19 protein-coding genes are annotated in these 16,439 nt (G+C 72.0%); 14 read left to right on the top strand and 5 right to left on the bottom strand.

All coding sequences use genetic code 11. The features are described from left to right. The first annotated feature begins 6 nt into the window (after positions 1 to 6). From ABTZ54_RS18495 to ABTZ54_RS18475, 5 genes are all read left to right on the top strand, one after another. Positions 7 to 594 carry a response regulator transcription factor gene (locus tag ABTZ54_RS18495; protein ID WP_351664352.1) on the top strand — a complete coding sequence of 196 codons (588 nt, stop codon included), beginning with the start codon at positions 7 to 9 and terminating at the stop codon, positions 592 to 594. Positions 595 to 684: 90 nt separating this feature from the next. Then, positions 685 to 894, top strand: a complete 210-nt coding sequence (locus tag ABTZ54_RS18490) for a Flp family type IVb pilin (RefSeq protein ID WP_351664350.1) — start codon at positions 685 to 687, stop codon at positions 892 to 894. Next, positions 894 to 1,577 carry a pilus assembly protein TadG-related protein gene (locus ABTZ54_RS18485; RefSeq protein WP_351664348.1) on the top strand — a complete coding sequence of 228 codons (684 nt, stop codon included), beginning with the start codon at positions 894 to 896 and terminating at the stop codon, positions 1,575 to 1,577. The genes ABTZ54_RS18490 and ABTZ54_RS18485 overlap by 1 nt, the downstream gene beginning before the upstream one ends. Before the next feature lie 21 nt (positions 1,578 to 1,598). Continuing rightward, a complete protein-coding gene (locus ABTZ54_RS18480; protein ID WP_351664346.1) occupies positions 1,599 to 2,186 on the top strand; it encodes a hypothetical protein in 588 nt (195 codons plus the stop codon). 10 nt (positions 2,187 to 2,196) lie between these two features. Continuing rightward, positions 2,197 to 2,835 carry an OmpA family protein gene (locus ABTZ54_RS18475; protein WP_351664344.1) on the top strand — a complete coding sequence of 213 codons (639 nt, stop codon included), beginning with the start codon at positions 2,197 to 2,199 and terminating at the stop codon, positions 2,833 to 2,835. A 12-nt stretch (positions 2,836 to 2,847) separates the two neighbouring features. Here the strand turns inward: ABTZ54_RS18475 and ABTZ54_RS18470 are convergent, their stop codons facing one another. After that, positions 2,848 to 3,540 carry an endonuclease domain-containing protein gene (locus ABTZ54_RS18470; RefSeq protein WP_351664342.1) on the bottom strand — a complete coding sequence of 231 codons (693 nt, stop codon included), beginning with the start codon at positions 3,538 to 3,540 and terminating at the stop codon, positions 2,848 to 2,850. A gap of 392 nt (positions 3,541 to 3,932) precedes the next feature. Here ABTZ54_RS18470 and ABTZ54_RS18465 point away from each other — a divergent pair, with 392 nt between their 5' ends. Continuing rightward, positions 3,933 to 4,289 (top strand): hypothetical protein, encoded by a 357-nt coding sequence (locus ABTZ54_RS18465; RefSeq protein WP_351664341.1) that lies wholly within the window; start codon positions 3,933 to 3,935, stop codon positions 4,287 to 4,289. Between the two features lie 38 nt (positions 4,290 to 4,327). Then, positions 4,328 to 5,425: a glycosyltransferase family 39 protein gene (locus tag ABTZ54_RS18460; protein ID WP_351664339.1), complete on the top strand. Its 1,098-nt coding sequence runs from the start codon at positions 4,328 to 4,330 to the stop codon at positions 5,423 to 5,425. On the opposite strand, the gene ABTZ54_RS18455 is transcribed toward ABTZ54_RS18460, so the two are convergent. Then, positions 5,397 to 5,777 carry a DUF192 domain-containing protein gene (locus ABTZ54_RS18455; RefSeq protein WP_351664337.1) on the bottom strand — a complete coding sequence of 127 codons (381 nt, stop codon included), beginning with the start codon at positions 5,775 to 5,777 and terminating at the stop codon, positions 5,397 to 5,399. The two genes, ABTZ54_RS18460 and ABTZ54_RS18455, sit on opposite strands and share 29 nt — an antisense overlap. Positions 5,778 to 5,807: 30 nt before the next feature. On the opposite strand from ABTZ54_RS18455, the gene ABTZ54_RS18450 reads away from it, so the two are divergent. Beyond that, positions 5,808 to 6,554, top strand: coding sequence for a prepilin peptidase (locus tag ABTZ54_RS18450; protein WP_351664335.1), 747 nt, complete (start codon positions 5,808 to 5,810; stop codon positions 6,552 to 6,554). Positions 6,555 to 6,578: 24 nt separating this feature from the next. After that, positions 6,579 to 8,099: a DUF2079 domain-containing protein gene (locus tag ABTZ54_RS18445; protein WP_351664333.1), complete on the top strand. Its 1,521-nt coding sequence runs from the start codon at positions 6,579 to 6,581 to the stop codon at positions 8,097 to 8,099. Positions 8,100 to 8,397: 298 nt separating this feature from the next. Here the strand turns inward: ABTZ54_RS18445 and mgrA are convergent, their stop codons facing one another. Next, complete coding sequence (gene mgrA, locus ABTZ54_RS18440) at positions 8,398 to 9,435, bottom strand: L-glyceraldehyde 3-phosphate reductase (RefSeq protein WP_351664331.1); 1,038 nt, start codon at positions 9,433 to 9,435, stop codon at positions 8,398 to 8,400. Positions 9,436 to 9,545: 110 nt separating this feature from the next. On the opposite strand from mgrA, the gene ABTZ54_RS18435 reads away from it, so the two are divergent. The 5 genes from ABTZ54_RS18435 to ABTZ54_RS18415 all read left to right on the top strand — a co-directional run bounded on the left by ABTZ54_RS18435 (position 9,546) and on the right by ABTZ54_RS18415 (position 15,246). Then, the gene (locus tag ABTZ54_RS18435; protein ID WP_351664329.1) at positions 9,546 to 10,307 is read left to right on the top strand and encodes an isoprenyl transferase; all 762 of its coding nucleotides are present in this window, start codon (positions 9,546 to 9,548) and stop codon (positions 10,305 to 10,307) included. A gap of 309 nt (positions 10,308 to 10,616) precedes the next feature. Then, positions 10,617 to 11,939: an RNA 5'-3' helicase PhoH2 gene (gene phoH2, locus ABTZ54_RS18430; protein ID WP_351664327.1), complete on the top strand. Its 1,323-nt coding sequence runs from the start codon at positions 10,617 to 10,619 to the stop codon at positions 11,937 to 11,939. 360 nt (positions 11,940 to 12,299) lie between these two features. Further along, positions 12,300 to 13,001, top strand: coding sequence for an aggregation-promoting factor C-terminal-like domain-containing protein (locus ABTZ54_RS18425; RefSeq protein ID WP_502997265.1), 702 nt, complete (start codon positions 12,300 to 12,302; stop codon positions 12,999 to 13,001). A gap of 98 nt (positions 13,002 to 13,099) precedes the next feature. Next, positions 13,100 to 14,569: an AI-2E family transporter gene (locus tag ABTZ54_RS18420; protein WP_351664323.1), complete on the top strand. Its 1,470-nt coding sequence runs from the start codon at positions 13,100 to 13,102 to the stop codon at positions 14,567 to 14,569. Then, the gene (locus tag ABTZ54_RS18415; protein ID WP_351664321.1) at positions 14,566 to 15,246 is read left to right on the top strand and encodes a hypothetical protein; all 681 of its coding nucleotides are present in this window, start codon (positions 14,566 to 14,568) and stop codon (positions 15,244 to 15,246) included. Before ABTZ54_RS18420 ends, ABTZ54_RS18415 begins: the two co-directional genes overlap by 4 nt. A gap of 64 nt (positions 15,247 to 15,310) precedes the next feature. Here ABTZ54_RS18415 and ABTZ54_RS18410 read toward each other — a convergent pair whose 3' ends face one another. Both ABTZ54_RS18410 and ABTZ54_RS18405 read right to left on the bottom strand, forming a co-directional pair. Then, positions 15,311 to 15,844 (bottom strand): alkyl hydroperoxide reductase, encoded by a 534-nt coding sequence (locus ABTZ54_RS18410; protein WP_351664320.1) that lies wholly within the window; start codon positions 15,842 to 15,844, stop codon positions 15,311 to 15,313. Positions 15,845 to 15,846: 2 nt separating this feature from the next. Beyond that, on the bottom strand, positions 15,847 to 16,401 hold the full coding sequence (locus ABTZ54_RS18405) for a peroxiredoxin (RefSeq protein ID WP_046909806.1): 555 nt from the start codon (positions 16,399 to 16,401) through the stop codon (positions 15,847 to 15,849). Between the last annotated feature and the right edge of the window lie 38 nt (positions 16,402 to 16,439).

Here is a 16,439-nt window from a genome sequence, read left to right as displayed (position 1 = left end):
ACCGCGATGAGAGTCCTGGTGGCGAGCGCGAACCCGGTGGTACGGGCCGGCCTCACGGCCCTCCTGTCCCTCCGTGCCGACCTCCGCGTCGTCGCGGTGACCGGGACCCCCCACGACACGCTCACGACGGCCCGCCGCACGGCCCCCGACCTGATCGTCCTGGACGGCCCGATGCCCCTGCCCCCGCTGACGTCCCTGTCCCCGGTGCTGCTCCTGACGCACACGGCGGCGGCGACGGAGGCGGCGGACGGGGTCCCGCACCTGGTCCACGGCGCGTTCACGGTGGACGATCTCTTACGGGCCATGCGTGCGACTGCACACACTGGCGCTGGCTCAACTGTCTCCAATATATTGCGCTTCAGAAATCCAACTTCGCAAGTGCAATCTCCTGTCGGACGGTTCGGCCTGAGCGCGAGGGAGGCGGAGGTGATGGACCTGATCGCGTCGGGCATGACCAACCAGCAGATCGCCGCCACGTGCTTCATCACCGAGAAGACCGTCAAGAACCACATCAACCGCATCTTCGCCAAACTCGACAGCACCACCCGCGGCGAAGCCATCGCCTCCTGGCTCGGCACGAGGACGGCGTCATGACTACCCACCGTGATTGGGCCTACGGACCCTGTGAACACCCCACCCGCCCGGCGTACCCTGCCCGCGTCGCCGGACACGGAGGGGAACACCATGAACGACGCGCTGCTGAAGCTCCTGACCAAGGCTCGGGTGCACACCGGGAGTTGGTCCAGGAGGGGCGGGGACCGGGGGCAGACGGCGGTCGAGTACCTGGGGATCATCGTGGTGGTGGTGGCGATCGTGGTCGCGATCACGGGAACGGACATCGGGTCCTCGATCAAGACGGCCATCTCGAACAAGATCGCCGAACTGATCAAGTAGTGCCGCCCGGCAGGGACCCGGAGGCGGGACAGGCCTTCCCCGTGTACATCACGGTGGTGGCGGCCCTGCTCTTCCTCGCGTTCGTCTACTTCGCCGTGGGGCAGGCGGCGGTCGTGCGCAACAGCGGGCAGACCGCGGCGGACGCCGCCGCGCTGGCCGCAGTCCAGGACGCCAGGGAACAGCTCCGGGACGGCTGGCTCGACGTGATCCTCGATCCGGCCGAGTGGGACGCGTATCTGCGGGGCGAGGAGTACGGGACGGGCGCCGCGTGCCGGTACGCGGCGGAGTTCGCGAGGAAGAACGACGCCGAGCTCTGGGGCGACGGATGTGTACGCCTGTCGGGCGAGGAAGGGTTCCGGGTGACGATCCGCACGCTCCGCACCGTGGGCGACTCGGTGGTCCCCGGCACGGCCGACCGGCACGCCTCGGCGACGGCGACCGCCGTTCTGGAACCCCGCTGCACCTACGAACCCCCCGACCCGCCGCCACCGCCCCCCACGACCGAGCCCCCGGCGACCCCGGACCCGACGGGCACGGCCACACCTGAACCGACCCCCACCCCGAGCCCTGAACCGGCGCCGATCACCGGCCTGGTCTGCGACGGCGTCGCGTGGACGATCGACCCCGAGCGCCCGAGGCTGCCCGACGCGGCCGAGCTCTTTACCGTCCGACTGGCCGACTGACGAGCGAAGGACCCTGTTCTCATGAGTGTGCGGCACGCAACGAAGGCCGGCAGAGGAGTGGCCGCCGTGGCCATGGCGGCCGGACTGGTCCTCGGCCTCACCGGCTGCGGCGGTGAGGCGCAGCAGGCGCAGCAGGACAAGCCGAAGGCGACCACGGCGGCTCCCCAGAAGACGGCGGGCGGGAACACACAGCCCCAGTCCGAGGAGCCGGCCGAGCCGATCGCCGTCCTCAAGGGACAGGACGGCTTCCAGCTGGCCATCACCTCGGCCGACCGGGACGCGGGCGGATTCCTCACCGTCAAGGGCTCGTTGAAGAACACCTCGGAGAAGGGCCGTGCCATTCCCGCGGGCACGCGGGGCGACGAGACGGAGGTGCTCAAGCACGGCAACTCCCTGGGCGGGGCCACGCTCGTGGACCTCCAGGGGAAGAAGCGCTACTACGTGCTGCGCGACACGGACGGGCGGCCGCTGACCACCACAGGACTGGACATCCTCGGCGCCGGGGCGTCGGCGGAGGTCTTCATGCAATTCCCCGCCCCACCCCCCACCACCACCGAGGTCTCCCTCCAGCTCCCCACCTTCGACCCCGCCACCATCAAGCTCTCCTGAGGGCGCAGCCATGACGACGACATCCCGCCGACTCGCCGTTCTCACCGCCACCCTGGTCCTGCTCTCCGGCACCGCCGGTACCGCCGGTGTCGTCGGGACGGCGCGGGCCGACGACCCGCCGGGCGCGGCCGGCAGCGCCTCCCCGCCGCCCCCGATCGACACCAACTCGCCCGCGCTCATGCTCCCCGACGGCGCCACCCTCGCCCCCGCGAAGATCCTCGACATCAAGCAGATCGTCGAGGAGCAGGGTGGCGAGCAGCGCCGCGAGGACACCAACGTCGACGTGACGTTCGCGCTCCAGGCCGAGGTGCTGTTCGCGAAGGACAGCGCCAAGCTGAGCCCCGCCGCCACCGCCCGCATCGCCGCCATCGCCGCCGAGATCAACAAGCAGGGCTCCGGCCGCGTCCGCGTCTTCGGCTTCACCGACAACCTCGGGTCGTACGAGCACGGCCTCACCCTCTCCAAGAAGCGCGCCGACGCCGTGCAGCAGGAACTGGCGAAGAACCTCGACCCGGGGACGACCTTCGACATCCGCGGCTACAGCGAGGACTACCCGATCGCCGACAACTCCAGCGAGGAGGGCCGCAAGAAGAACCGCCGCGTCGAGGTCTCCTTCCCCCGGACCACCGCCCCGGGCGGCGCCGGGTGACGGCGGGCGGCGTCACGGGGCGCCGAGTGCCCCCAGTGCCTCCCGGATCGTCGTCGTCATCCGCTCAGGGTGCTCGAACACCTCGCGTGCCGTGAAGCGCAGCACCCGTCGTACGCCCGGACAGTTCTGGAGCTCGTTGAAGCGCTGGACGTCCCGTTCGTGGGCCTGGCGGGTGCCGTGGAAGGCGAAGCCCTCGATCTCGACGGCCAGGCCCGCGGCGCGGAAGTAGAAGTCCGGGTGCAGCGGGCGGCCCGCGGCCGTGCGGAGTGCGGGCTGCGTCTCCGGGAACAGGCCCGCGTCCCGCATCCGCAGCCGCGCGACCGTCTCGGCGGGCGAGCCCGACCCGGGCTCGGCCAGCGGCAGCCAGCCCCGGGCCCGAGGGCCGCCCGGGCGGCGCGGCACCGCCAGCGCCTCGGCCAGCTCCTCCCGGCCCACGACCGGCTCCCGGCGCAGGCCCGCCACGAAGCGGCGGGAGAGCGCCGAGTCCGCGACCACCACCGCCGCCTCGCGCGTGGCGGCGGCCCGTATCAGGTCGGCGACCGTCCTCGCCGGGCGCGTCACCCGCAGCCCGCGCCGCACCACCCGGTCACGGTCCGTCAGACAGGCGCTCCCGTACACCCGTATCCAGCCGGCGGAAGCCCCGCCTCCGCGCGCCGTGAACTCCAGTGGCGCAGGCCCCTCCGTCAGCAGCTCGATCCGGTGCACTGCCGCCGCCGTGCGGTGACTGCATACAAGGTCGGGGCGGAGCAGCTGGACCGCGCCCGCCCGCACCCTCCAGTCCACCTCCTTCCCCGGGACCGCCCACGCGCCCCGGCAGATCCGCTGCCACCCGTCCCCGCGCAGCCGCCCGGCCCCGCGGCCAGCCCGCGGCGAGCGCCCACACCGTGAGCAGCACCCCGCCCCTGGCGAGTCTCACCAACTCGTACATATGCGCAAGGATCCACGGATGGGGGATCTTTCGCACCCCCTGTGGAAAACCCGTCATAAGACGTCGTCAGGAAAGCGCAAAAGTGACGGGACGGGGCACTTCAGGAGGAGCATGCTGGTCGGAAGAGCAACAGCTACAGAGCGCTTTCGACGTCCGAAATGGGCAGCCGATGACGACCACGACCGCGAGTGTCCAACTGGTCAGCGACCTCGTCGCCCGCGTCCCCGAGTTCCGGGACGCGTACGAGTCGCACGTCTTCACACAGGGCGATGTCCTGCCCCACGTCTTCTTCTGGGACGTGGTCCAGGGCACGGTCAGCTCCTTCCTGGAGGACCAGGACCGCTGGCGTCGCACCCTGGACTTCCTGGAGGAGCAGTGCTGCCGGGGCGTCCTCGGCATCGACGAGGTGATCGTCACCTCGTTCCTGGGCGACCTGCCCTCCCCGCCGGAGCCCGGCCACGAGATCGCCGGGCAGCTCGGCCCGGCCCTCTCGGCGAAGTTCCTGAGGATCCGCCCCCTGGGCTAGCCGCTGGGAGCGCGGAGGCGCCGGACATAATCGAGCGCATGTCCCGCACCACCCCCGCCCCGCCCTGGGCCGCCCTCGGCGGCTACGCCGCCACCCGTCTGCTCGGTCTCGCCGCGCTCGCCGTCGTCGCGGCGGCCACCGGCAAGGACGGGCTGCACCGGCTCATGGGGCGCTGGGACGCGGTCTGGTACACCAGGATCGCCGAGCACGGATACGGCTACCAGGTCACCCTGCCCGACGGCGGCGTCCACGCCGACCTGGCCTTCTTCCCCCTCTTCCCCGCGCTCGAACGGGCCGTCTCCACCGTCCTCCCCGTCGACGTGCCCACCGCCGGGCTGCTCGTCTCCTGGGCCGCCTCGCTCGCCGCCGCCTGGGGCATCTACGCGGTCGGCGCGCATGTGGCCGGGAAGCGCGCCGGGGTCGTGCTCGCCGTGCTGTGGGGCGTGTACCCGACCGCGTTCGTGCAGTCGATGGCGTACACCGAGACCCTCTTCACCGCGCTCGCCGCCTGGTCGGTCCTCGCCGTGCTGCGCGGGCGCTGGATCCTCGCGGGCGCGCTGTGCGTGTTCGCCGGGCTCACCCGGCCGACCGCCGCCGCGCTGATCGCCGCGATCGGGATCACCGCCCTGGTCACGGTCGTACGGGAGCGCCGGCTGCGGGCCCCCGTCGTGGCGGGCGCGCTGCTCGCGCCGCTCGGCTGGCTCGCGTACATCGTCTACGTCGGCCTCCGGCAGGGCAGCGCGACGGCCTACTTCGACGTCCAGGCCGCCTGGGGCAACTCCATCGACGGCGGTGTCGCCCTCGCCCGCTTCATCGCCGGACTGCCCTGGCCCGCCGCCCTCGGCCTGTGCGCCGCGCTCGGCCTGCTGGGCTGGCTGGCCGCCCTGTGCGTACGGCAGCGCCAGCCGCTCCCGCTGCTCGTCTACTCGCTCACGGTCGTCGTGATCTCCCTGGTCGGCGCCGCCTACTTCGGCTCCCGGCCGCGCCTGATGATGCCCGCGTTCGGCCTCCTCCTGCCGCCCGCCGTGGCCCTGGCCCGGCTGCGGACCCGTACCGCCGTGCCGATCCTCGCGGTCCTCGCCCTCGGCTCGGCGGTCTACGGCGCGTTCACCCTGCTGGGCTCCGGTCCACCGTGACCCGCACGCCCCGCCGCAGCCCCCACCCCGCCATCGCGCCGCCCGCCGCCTCCAGGACGTGCCGGCCGCGCGGGCGGATCAGGCCCAGGCGGCCCGGGCGCATGGTCACCACGTCGAGGACGGTCAGCGAGCGGTCCAGATAGGCGACGTCGATGGTGAAGCGCATGCCGAAGGTGTGCACGCTGTTGGCCGGGGTGAGGAGCATCGCGCCCGCGATCCCGTCCCGCCCGAGCAGCCCCCGCCGCCGTGCCTTATAGGAAGCGGCGATATCCAGCGGCACCTCCCCGCCCCCCGGCACGATCAGCAGCCCCGCCCCGTCCCGCCAGGCCCCGCGACCAGAAGTCCACCCCATGGCCCCGACCCTAGGCCCTAGGGTCGCTCCGTGGACGCCCCCTGGATCGCTCTCGTCGTCGCCGCCGCCCTGTGGGGCGGGGCAGTCGGCCGTCTCGTCCCCCGGGCCGCGTACCGGCTCTCCGTCGCCGCCGACGAGCCCTGGCGCGACCGCTGTCCCGCCGGGCACCCCTTCACTGGTCCGGGCAGGGGCTGGCTGGGTGGCCCGGGGCGGGGCGGGTGCGCCACCACCGCCGTGCCCGCCGCCGCGCCGCTGCTCACCGCGCTGGCCTGCGCGGCGCTCGCCGCGGCGGCCGGGGGGCCGCGGCCCGAGCTGGTGGTGTGGCTGCTCGTCGCGCCCTTCGGGACCCTGCTCGCCTGGGTGGACGTGCGCGTCCACCGGCTGCCCGACCGGCTCACCCTGCCGCTCGCCGGAGCGCTGCCGCTGCTGCTCGCGGGCGCCGCGCTCCTGCCGTACGCGGCGGGATCCTGGGCGCACGCCCTGCTGGGCGCGCTCGTCCTCGGCGGCGGCTATCTGCTGCTCTTCCTGGTCCACCCGGACGGCATGGGCTTCGGCGACGTGAAGCTGGCCGTCCCGCTCGGCGCCGCCCTCGGCTGGTACGGGTGGGGCGTCCTGTTCGCGGGGGCCTTCGCGGGCTTCCTGCTCGGCTCGCTGTACGGCCTCGGGCTCGTCCTCGCCCGGCGGGCGGGCCGCGGCTCCGCGATCCCGTTCGGCCCCTTCATGCTCGGCGGCGCCCTCCTCGGGCTGCTCCTCGGCGCGTTCACCGCCGCCCCCTGAAGGGACTCCCTAGCATCACCCCATATGCGGACAATCATTGACAAACCGGCGTCAGGCAGGCGAGGGCCGGAGCGTTCCGCCCCCACCCCCTGGTACCGGCGCCCGGCCGCCCTGCCCTGGACCTGGGCCCTCGCCCTCTGCCTGCTCTACTCGACCGTCGCCGTACGCCGCCACCAGCTCATGCGCACCACCGGATACGACCTCGGCATCTTCGAGCAGGCCGTCCGCGCCTACGCCGAACTCCGCGCCCCCGTCGCCCCCTTGCGCGGCGAGGGCTTCAACCTCCTCGGCGACCACTTCCACCCCCTGCTCGCCGCCCTCGCCCCGCTCTACCGCCTCTGGCCCTCGCCGCTCACCCTGCTCGTCGCCCAGTCCGCGCTGCTCGCGCTCGCCGTCGTCCCGCTCGCCCGCTGGGCCGCCCGCGCGCTCGGCCGCCGCGCCGCCCATGTCGTCGCCGCCGGATACGGGCTGAGCTGGGGCGTCGCCTCCGCCGCCGCCTTCGACTTCCACGAGGTCGCGCTCGCCGTACCCCTGCTCGCCTTCTCCCTGGAGGCGCTCGGCCGGCAGCGCTGGCGGACCGCCGTCGGCTGGGCCGCCCCCCTGCTCCTGGTCAAGGAGGACCTGGGCCTTACCCTCGCCGCCGTCGGCGGCTACATCGCCCTCAAAGGGGGCCGGCGCGCGCTCCGGCTCGGCCTCGGCACCGCCGCCGCGGGCCTGCTCGGCTCGCTCCTGGAGATCAAGGTCCTGCTGCCCGCCCTCGATCCCACCGGCGGCTACGCCCACGGCGGCAACCTCGCCGCGGCCCACGGCTCGCTCCTCGGCGCCCTCGCCCACGCCCCGCTCGACCTGCTGCGCCCCGAGACGAAGGCCACCACCCTCGTGCTCGTCCTCGCCCCGTCCGCGCTGCTCGCCCTGCGCTCCCCGCTCACGCTGATCGCGCTGCCCACCCTCGCCTGGCGGATGGCCTCGGAGAACGGCTTCCACTGGGGGACCGCCTTCCACTACAGCGCGATCCTCATGCCGATCGTCTTCGCCGGACTCGTGGACGTCCTCGGCCGGGAGACCGACCCGCGCAGGCTCCGCGCCCCGCTCGCCACCGTGCTCGCCGTGACGGCGGTGCTGCTGCCCTCGTTCCCGCTGGCCCAGCTCGCCCAGCGGGCCACCTGGCACACCACCGGGCATCTGCGGGCCGCCCGCGCGCTGCTCGACGAGATCCCCGACGGGGCCACCGTCGCCGCGTCCAACCGGCTCGCCCCCCAGCTCACCTCGCGCTGCGCCGTCGTCCTCTTCCCCAGCTTCCCGGTCGGCGGCCGGCTCTACTCGTACCCCCGGGAGGATCTCCCGCCGCCGACCGCGGAGTGGATCATCCACGACGACCAGGCCCCGGAGGCCTGGCCGTACAAGCCGGGGCACTGGCCCTACCCGCTGCCCCAGCAGCTCGCCGAGCTCCGGGACGCGCGCCGCCTGCACGGTTACGAGCTCGTCGCCCGCCGTGACGGCATCACCCTGCTGCACCGCGCGCGGACCCCGCGTACCCCGTCCTGACCTGCGCGACCGCGTCAACCGGGCGACTCGGCGCGGGGGTCCCCCGTCGGAGGTACCGATTCCGCCGCCATGCCCGGGCGCAAACCCGCCACAGATCCCCACAGCCCTTGTGCCGCTTGGCCTCCGGCGAATCCGCGACACTCCGGGCGGCGCACGTGGCGCGCAGCAACACTAATGAAGGGTTATGGTGGAAACCCCCCCTCGGGCCGGTCCGTATCCCCCCCACGGACCGGCCCGTTTTTCTTTTCTCCGCGCCCCGCCGGGCCCCGGCTCGGCGCCGATGCCCCCCGGGGGTACGTCAGCCCCGGCCGGCCCAGATGTTGGCGCCCTCGGTGTCGACGGCGAAGGAGTCGATCTCCTTCAGCTCCTCGTCCGACAGCGGAGCGCCGGCGAGGGTCGCGATGTTCTCCTCCAGCTGGGCCACGCTCGACGCGCCGATCAGCGCCGAGGTCATCCGCTCGTCCCGCAGCACCCAGGCCAGCGCGAGCTGCGCGAGCGACTGCCCGCGCCGCTCGGCGATGTCCGCGAGACCGCGCAGCCGGCGCAGCACCTCGCCGGAGAGCAGGTTCGGGTCGAGGGACTTGCCCTGGGTGGCCCGCGAGCCCTCCGGGATGCCCTTCAGGTACTTGTTGGTGAGCAGCCCCTGCGCCAGCGGCACGAAGGAGATGCAGCCCATGCCGGCCGCCTCCAGCGTGTCGAGCAGGTTGTCGTCCTCGGTCCAGCGGTTGATCATCGAGTACGAGGGCTGGTGGATCAGGGCCGGGACGCCCATCTCCTTGAGGATCCGCGCGGCCTCGGCGGTCTGCTCGGCGGTGTACGAGGAGACGCCCACGTACAGCGCCTTGCCCTGCTGGACGGCGGAGGCGAGCGCCCCCATCGTCTCCTCCAGCGGGGTGTGCGGGTCGAAGCGGTGCGAGTAGAAGATGTCGACGTAGTCGAGGCCCATCCGCTTCAGGGAGGCGTCGAGCGACGACATCAGGTACTTGCGGGAGCCCCACTCGCCGTACGGCCCGGGGTGCATCTCGTAGCCCGCCTTGGTCGAGACGATCAGCTCGTCCCGGTAGGGCGCGAAGTCCTGCGCGAAGATCTTGCCGAAGTTCAGCTCGGCGGAGCCGGGCGGCGGGCCGTAGTTGTTCGCCAGGTCGAAGTGGGTCACGCCCAGGTCGAAGGCGCGGCGCAGGATCGCGCGCTGGGAGTCGAGGGTGCGGTCGTCGCCGAAGTTGTGCCACAGGCCGAGGGAGATCGCGGGCAGCTTGAGCCCGCTGCGGCCGGTGCGGCGGTACTCCATGGAGTCGTAGCGGTTCGCGGCGGCGCGGTACAGGGGGGAATCAGTCACGTATCTCTCCTTATCACGTACTTGTGACAGTCCCGGGCTGGGAGCCCGTGACCCGTGCGCAGTAATGTGGCGGCTTCGGGGGGCCGACACTCATGGAGGGGTAAAGAACGGTGAACCTGCGTGACCTGGTGTACGGGCTGTACGCACGCCGGGTGGAAGGCCGACTCGACCACGCCCAGGTGCCCAAGCACATCGGTGTCATCCTCGACGGCAACCGCCGCTGGGCCAAGGCATCCGGCGGCACCCCCGAGCAGGGTCACAAGGCCGGCGCGGACAAGATCCAGGAACTGCTCGGCTGGTGCTCCGAGACGGACGTCGAGGTCGTCACCCTCTGGATGCTGTCCACCGACAACCTGAACCGCCCCGAGGAGCAGCTGGTCCCGCTGCTCGGGATCATCGAGGACGCGGTCCGGGCCATCGCCGCCGACGGCCGCTGGCGGGTGCACCACGTGGGCACCATGGACCTCCTGCCCGCCCGCACCCAGTCCGTGCTGAAGGAGGCCATGCAGGCCACCCACGACAACACGGGGATACTCGTGAACGTCGCGGTGGGCTACGGCGGCCGCCAGGAGATCGCGGACGCGGTCCGCTCGCTGCTCCTGGAGCACGCGGAGAAGGGCACCAGCTTCGAGGAGCTCGCGGAGATCGTCGACGTCGAGCACATCTCCGAGCACCTCTACACCCGCGGCCAGCCCGACCCCGACCTGGTGATCCGTACCAGCGGCGAGCAGCGCCTGTCCGGATTCATGCTGTGGCAGAGCGCGCACTCCGAGTACTACTTCTGCGAAGTGCACTGGCCGGCCTTCCGCAAGGTCGACTTCCTGCGCGCGCTGCGCGACTACGCGGCCCGGCACCGCCGCTTCGGTTCCTGAGGCACCACCGGCATCCCCTTCACCTCCCGTCACCGGTCGTTCATGAACACGCCGTCATATGCCCTGGCATGACGGCGCGTGCGGGAGGGCATATCCCTGGTGAAGTGAGCGGCACGGAGACCGCCACCCGGGAGGCCCTTTGCACCAGGACGACCGTGCAGGACATGTACGGACGACGCGGAGGGCCGGAGCTCGGCCCGCGCATCGCGGCCTGAGCCCGGTCCCATTCCGCAGCGACGGCGGCTCCACCGTGGGCGGAGCCGTCGCACCCCGATCTGACCGGGGTGCTCGAAGGGGGTCTGTCCTTCCGTGGTGACCAGCACTAAGCGCCGCTTGTCCGACAGGCGCACCTATGTTCTCGACACCAGCGTCCTGCTGGCCGACCCGGGCGCGATGTCCCGCTTCGAGGAGCACGAGGTCGTGCTCCCGATCGTCGTCGTCACCGAGCTGGAGGCCAAGAGGCACCACCCCGAGCTCGGCTACTTCGCCCGGCAGGCCCTGCGCCTCCTCGACGACTTCCGGGTCCGGTACGGACGCCTCGACGCCCCCCTCCCCATCGGGGAGCTGGGCGGCACGCTCCGCGTCGAACTGAACCACTCGGACCCCGGCGTCCTCCCGGCGGGCTACCGGCTGGGGGACAACGACTCCCGGATCCTCGCCGTCGCGCGCAACCTCCAGGCCGAGGGGTACGACGTCACGGTCGTCTCCAAGGACCTGCCGCTGCGCATCAAGGCGTCCTCGGTCGGCCTCCTCGCCGAGGAGTACCGGGCGGAGCTCGCCATCACGGACTCCGGCTGGACCGGGATGTCCGAGCTGGCCCTCTCCGCCGACCAGGTCGACATCCTCTACGACCAGGAGACGCTGTACGTGCCCGAGGCGGCCGAGCTGCCCGTGCACACCGGTCTGGTCCTCCAGTCCGAGCGCGGCAAGGCGCTGGGCCGGGTCGCGGCCGACGGCGGCGTACGGCTGGTCCGGGGCGACCGGGAGGTCTTCGGGATCCGCGGCCGCAGCGCCGAGCAGCGGATCGCGCTCGACCTGCTGCTCGACCCGGACGTCGGCATCGTCTCGATGGGCGGCCGGGCCGGCACGGGCAAGTCGGCGCTCGCGCTCTGCGCGGGCCTTGAGGCGGTCCTGGAGCGCCGTCAGCACCAGAAGGTGATGGTCTTCCGTCCGCTGTACGCGGTCGGCGGCCAGGAGCTCGGCTATCTGCCGGGCACCGAGGCCGAGAAGATGAGCCCCTGGGCGCAGGCGGTCTTCGACACCCTCTCGTCCGTGGCGGGCCGGGACGTGATCGAGGAGGTGCTCGGCCGGGGCATGCTGGAGGTGCTGCCGCTCACCCACATCCGGGGCCGCTCGCTGCACGACGCGTTCGTCATCGTGGACGAGGCCCAGTCCCTGGAGCGGAACGTCCTGCTGACCGTTCTGTCCAGGATCGGGGCGAATTCCCGGGTGGTCCTGACCCATGACGTCGCCCAGCGCGACAACCTGCGGGTCGGCCGGTACGACGGAGTCGTCGCCGTGGTCGAGAAGTTGAAGGGGCATCCGCTCTTCGCGCACGTCACGCTCACCCGCTCCGAGCGCTCGCAGATCGCCGCGCTCGTGACCGAAATGCTGGAGGACGGGCAGATCTGACCTGAAACGCACCGCAGTTGGCGCCGCCCGGCAAAGCGCAGGAGCTTAGCCGGGCGGCGCCGCGTTGTCCGCCGTATCGGCCAAAACCCGTGCACCTGTTCAGGTGTGAGCTTTCACACGCAGTACGGAATTGCCTTGCGGTGTCGGCGTCCGGCAGAGTCTTGCTTCCGTCAGGCCCCGCATACGGCACAGGTGCACCCTCAGGGGTGCGGCACCACACAACTGAACAGCCGTCAGCCGTATGCCGCCCACAGCACCACGGGCCCGTGTCTTCTGTGACCCAGCAGTTCGGAGACCAGCGCGAGGGGCACGATTTCGCCCGCTTGGTCACCTGCGCGGGCGATGCTGGAAGGAAACCGTGTGAGCCGGATCTCGGTCCGGGGATTCGCGGTGGCTTCGGCCACTGCGGTCACCACTGTAGGCGCCGTCGTCGGCGTTGCGTCGGGCAATGTCGCGCAGCCCTCGGACGACAACTTCGAGGCCACCGCGGCCGACACCACGCTGCTCGCGGACATTCCCGCGGGCGAGCAGGCCCAGGTACAGGTCTCCTCCCTCGCGGAGCAGGCCGACGTGCAGGCCGCCGCCGCCGACTCCCTCGTGCGCAAGTCCGCCGAGGAAGCCGCCCGCGTGCAGGCCGCCAAGGACGCCGAGGCCAAGAAGAAGGCCGCCGACAAGGCCGAGCAGGAGCGCAAGGACAAGGCCGCCGAGGCCGAGCGCGCCAGCCGTTCCGCCGTGCGCGACGCCACCAGCTTCGCCGCCCAGGGCTCGTACAGCGTCTCCGAGGTCAAGGCGATGGCTCGCCAGATGATCCCGGCCGACCAGTTCCAGTGCTTCAGCAACATCGTGGACCACGAGTCCGGGTGGAACTACCGGGCCGTCAACGCGGGCTCGGGCGCCTACGGTCTGGTCCAGGCGCTCCCCGGCTCGAAGATGTCGACGGCCGGCGCCGACTGGCAGACCAACCCCGCCACCCAGATCAAGTGGGGCCTGAGCTACATGGACGGCCGCTACGGCAGCCCCTGCGGCGCCTGGTCCTTCTGGCAGGCCAACCGCTGGTACTAGTACCGGCACCGCTCAACTTCGCGCAGCCCCTCGCCGTCCTACGGTGGGGGGCTGCGTGCGTGTAGGTTCGGGGGTTCGGAGGGGGAGAGGGAAAGAGCATGTCGAGACTGCCAGGATGGCTGAACCGGCTGGGCGCGAGCGTCAGCCGCATGGGCGAGCGCCTTGACGAGCGCCGCGCGGAGGCCGAACGCGAGGAGCCACTGGGCTCGCCGTACGCCGTCCCGGACGCCCCGGCGTACGCCCCCGCCTCGGGACCCGCGCCGGTGGCCGTCGCCGTGGCCGTCGCGGACCCGGTCACGGCCCCGCGCCCGTACCCGGACACGGACACGGACACGGGCAAGGCCGAGGACACCGCCGCGGCCCAGGAGGCCGCCGCCTCCGTCCCGGCGCCGCCCGCCTACGCGCCCGCCGTCGCCGCCCGGCCCGACCCCGTCGCCGCGATCCCGTGGGGCATGCGGGTCGCCGCCGAGGCCGGCTGGCGGCTGCTCGTCCTGGCCGGCACGGTCTGGGTGCTGATGAAGGTGATCAGCTCCGTCCAGCTGGTCGTGCTCGCCTTCGTCGCCGCCCTCCTCATCACCGCGCTGCTCCAGCCCACCGTCGCCCTGCTGCGCCGCAAGGGCCTGCCCCGCGCCCTGGCCACCGCCGTCACCGCCGTCTCCGGCTTCGTCGTGATGGGCCTGGTCGGCTGGTTCGTGGTCTGGCAGGTGATGGACAACATCGACAACCTGTCCGACCAGGTCAGGACCGGCATCGACGACCTCAAGCGCTGGCTGCTCGACAGTCCGTTCCATGTGACCGAGTCGCAGATCAACGACATCGCCAAGAACCTCAGCGACACCATCGGCGCCAACGCCGAGCAGATCACCTCCGCCGGACTCCAGGGCGTGACCGTGATCGTCGAGGCGATGACCGGCATCCTGCTCGCCATGTTCTCCACCCTCTTCCTCCTCCACGACGGGAAGAAGGTCTGGGAGTGGACGCTGAAGCTGGTGCCCGCGCAGGCCAGGCCCGGCGTCGCCGGAGCCGGTCCGCGCGCCTGGCGCACCCTCACCGCGTACGTCCGCGGCACGGTGCTCGTCGCCCTGATCGACGCCGTCTTCATCGGCCTCGGGCTCTACTTCCTCGATGTGCCGATGGCGGTGCCGCTCGCCGTCTTCATCTTCCTCTTCGCCTTCATCCCGATGGTCGGCGCCGTGCTCTCCGGCGCCCTGGCGGTCGTCGTCGCGCTGGTCACCAACGGGGTCTTCACCGCCCTGATGGTGATCGTGGTGGTGCTCGCCGTCCAGCAGATCGAGGGCCATGTCCTCCAGCCGTTCATCCTCGGCCGGGCCGTACGGGTGCACCCCCTCGCGGTGGTCCTCGCGGTCGCGGCCGGCGGACTGACCGCGGGCATCGGCGGCGCCGTCGTCGCCGTCCCGCTGGTCGCCGTCGCCAACACGGTGGTCGGCTATCTGCGCGCGTACAGCCATGAACAGGCCCTGCGCGCCTCGCCCGAGCCGCGCGGTGCCACCGCCCACGAGGTCGCCCCCACCCCGGCGCCGGGCTCGGTCGAGAGGGCGGACGGATGATCTCGGAGCCGGAGCTGGTCGGCGGTACGGAGTTCCCGGACGCCCTGGAGCCCGTCCCGTTCGAGCCGAGCGGGCCCCGGCCCCACCGCCCCTGGCTGTGGGCGGTCGGCGGGGCGGTCGCCGCCTCGGCGGTGTGGGGCGCCGGGCTCGTCGCGTACGAGAAGCACGGCGAGGACCGGGGCCCGGACCTCGGCGGCTACCGGCTGGGCGTGGACCCGTGCGACCGGGCCAAGCTGGCGGGGCTGGCCTCGGCCTTCGGGAGCAGGGGCGAGACGACCAACCCGATCACCGTCGAGCAGCCGGCCCTCTTCCGGGCGCAGTGCATGGTGCCGTTGGAGGGGAAGCCGGTCCCCTACGAGGTGTCGGTCACCTACACCCTGCACCGGGTCACGGATCCGGGGCCCGAGTTCGAGGCCCTGATGAACGACCCGCTGGAGGGCGGCGGCGACCGGGTCTCCGGTGTCGGGGAGACCGCCTGGTTCTCCGACGGCGGCGGCTTCGGCGGGATGAAGCTGCGGGTCCTGGACGGGCAGGCGGAGATCGAGCTCTCGGTCTCCGCGAGCCTGTCGTACGAGGGCACCGGCCCGCCGCCCGAGCCGCCCCGGCTGGATCCGGCCGCGACCCGTACGTATCTCGTCGAGGACATGCAGGCGCTGATGGCGGCGCTCAAGAAATGACCGAAGGGCCCCGGGGCGTGCTGCGCCCCGGGGCCCTTCGTGTCGCTCTGTGGTGGACCGGGCCTTACTCGGCCAGGACCGCCTCGGCGTCCAGCGTGACGCCGACCGCCTGGATGACCGAGGCGATCTTCACGGCCTCCAGGATCACCTCGCGGCTGACCCCGGCCTTGCGCAGGACCTGCTCGTGCGAGTCCAGGCACTGGCCGCAGCCGTTGATCGCGGAGACGGCCAGCGACCACAGCTCGAAGTCGACCTTCTCGACGCCCGGGTTGCCGATGACGTTCATCCGCAGACCGGCGCGCAGGTTGCCGTACTCCGGGTCCGACAGCAGGTGCCGGGTCCGGTAGAAGACGTTGTTCATCGCCATGATCGCGGCGGCCGACTTGGCGGCCTGGTACGCCTCGGGCTTCAGGTTGGCCTGAGCCTCGGGCTCCAGCTCCTTCAGCACCTTCGGCGAACGCGAGGCGATGGCGCAGGCCAGCACCGTGCCCCAGAGCTGCTGCTCCGGGAGGTCGCTGTTGCCGATGACCGAGCCGAGGTTCAGCTTCAGGTCCTTGGCGAAGTCCGGGAGGGCGGCCTTCAGCTCATCGAGCGCCATGCTCACTCACCGGCCAGGAGCGCGCCGGCGTCGAGGGTGTCCTCACCCTTGTTCCAGTTGCACGGGCACAGCTCGTCGGTCTGCAGGGCGTCCAGCACCCGCAGGACCTCCTTGGGGTTACGGCCGACGGAGCCGGCGGTCACCATGGTGAACTGGATCTCGTTGTTCGGGTCCACGATGAAGACCGCGCGCTGGGCGAAGCCGTCCTCGCCGCGCACGCCGCAGTCGCTCATGAGCTCGTGCTTCGAGTCGGCGAGCATCGGGAAGGGCAGGTCACGCAGGTCGGCGTGGTCCTTGCGCCAGGCGTGGTGCACGAACTCGGAGTCACCGGAGACGCCGAGGATCTGGGCGTCACGGTCGGCGAACTCGTCGTTCAGCTTGCCGAAGGCGGCGATCTCGGTGGGGCAGACGAAGGTGAAGTCCTTCGGCCAGAAGAACACCACACGCCACTTGCCCTCGTAGGACTTGTGGTCGATCTGCTCGAACTCCTTGCCGCTCTCCAGCGACACGCAGGCGGTCAGGTCGTAGGTGGGGAACTGGTCACCGACAGTGAGCACGCGCTCTCCTTGCAGTTCGGAAGGGTCCCTTTTGAGGT

Source organism: Streptomyces sp. NPDC094032 (genome assembly GCF_040303965.1).
Lineage (GTDB): Bacteria > Actinomycetota > Actinomycetes > Streptomycetales > Streptomycetaceae > Streptomyces.
This window is presented reverse-complemented; position numbering and strand designations above follow the sequence as displayed.

Coding starts and splice junctions, on each gene's coding strand:
- ABTZ54_RS18445 (WP_351664333.1), top strand. CDS start 6,579: ATGCGGACAATCATTGACAAACCGGCGTCAGGCAGGCGAGGGCCGGAG.
- ABTZ54_RS18455 (WP_351664337.1), bottom strand. CDS start 5,777: ATGGGGTGGACTTCTGGTCGCGGGGCCTGGCGGGACGGGGCGGGGCTG.
- ABTZ54_RS18410 (WP_351664320.1), bottom strand. CDS start 15,844: ATGGCGCTCGATGAGCTGAAGGCCGCCCTCCCGGACTTCGCCAAGGAC.
- ABTZ54_RS18495 (WP_351664352.1), top strand. CDS start 7: ATGAGAGTCCTGGTGGCGAGCGCGAACCCGGTGGTACGGGCCGGCCTC.
- ABTZ54_RS18475 (WP_351664344.1), top strand. CDS start 2,197: ATGACGACGACATCCCGCCGACTCGCCGTTCTCACCGCCACCCTGGTC.
- ABTZ54_RS18465 (WP_351664341.1), top strand. CDS start 3,933: ATGACGACCACGACCGCGAGTGTCCAACTGGTCAGCGACCTCGTCGCC.
- ABTZ54_RS18420 (WP_351664323.1), top strand. CDS start 13,100: ATGTCGAGACTGCCAGGATGGCTGAACCGGCTGGGCGCGAGCGTCAGC.
- ABTZ54_RS18415 (WP_351664321.1), top strand. CDS start 14,566: ATGATCTCGGAGCCGGAGCTGGTCGGCGGTACGGAGTTCCCGGACGCC.
- ABTZ54_RS18460 (WP_351664339.1), top strand. CDS start 4,328: ATGTCCCGCACCACCCCCGCCCCGCCCTGGGCCGCCCTCGGCGGCTAC.
- ABTZ54_RS18480 (WP_351664346.1), top strand. CDS start 1,599: ATGAGTGTGCGGCACGCAACGAAGGCCGGCAGAGGAGTGGCCGCCGTG.
- ABTZ54_RS18490 (WP_351664350.1), top strand. CDS start 685: ATGAACGACGCGCTGCTGAAGCTCCTGACCAAGGCTCGGGTGCACACC.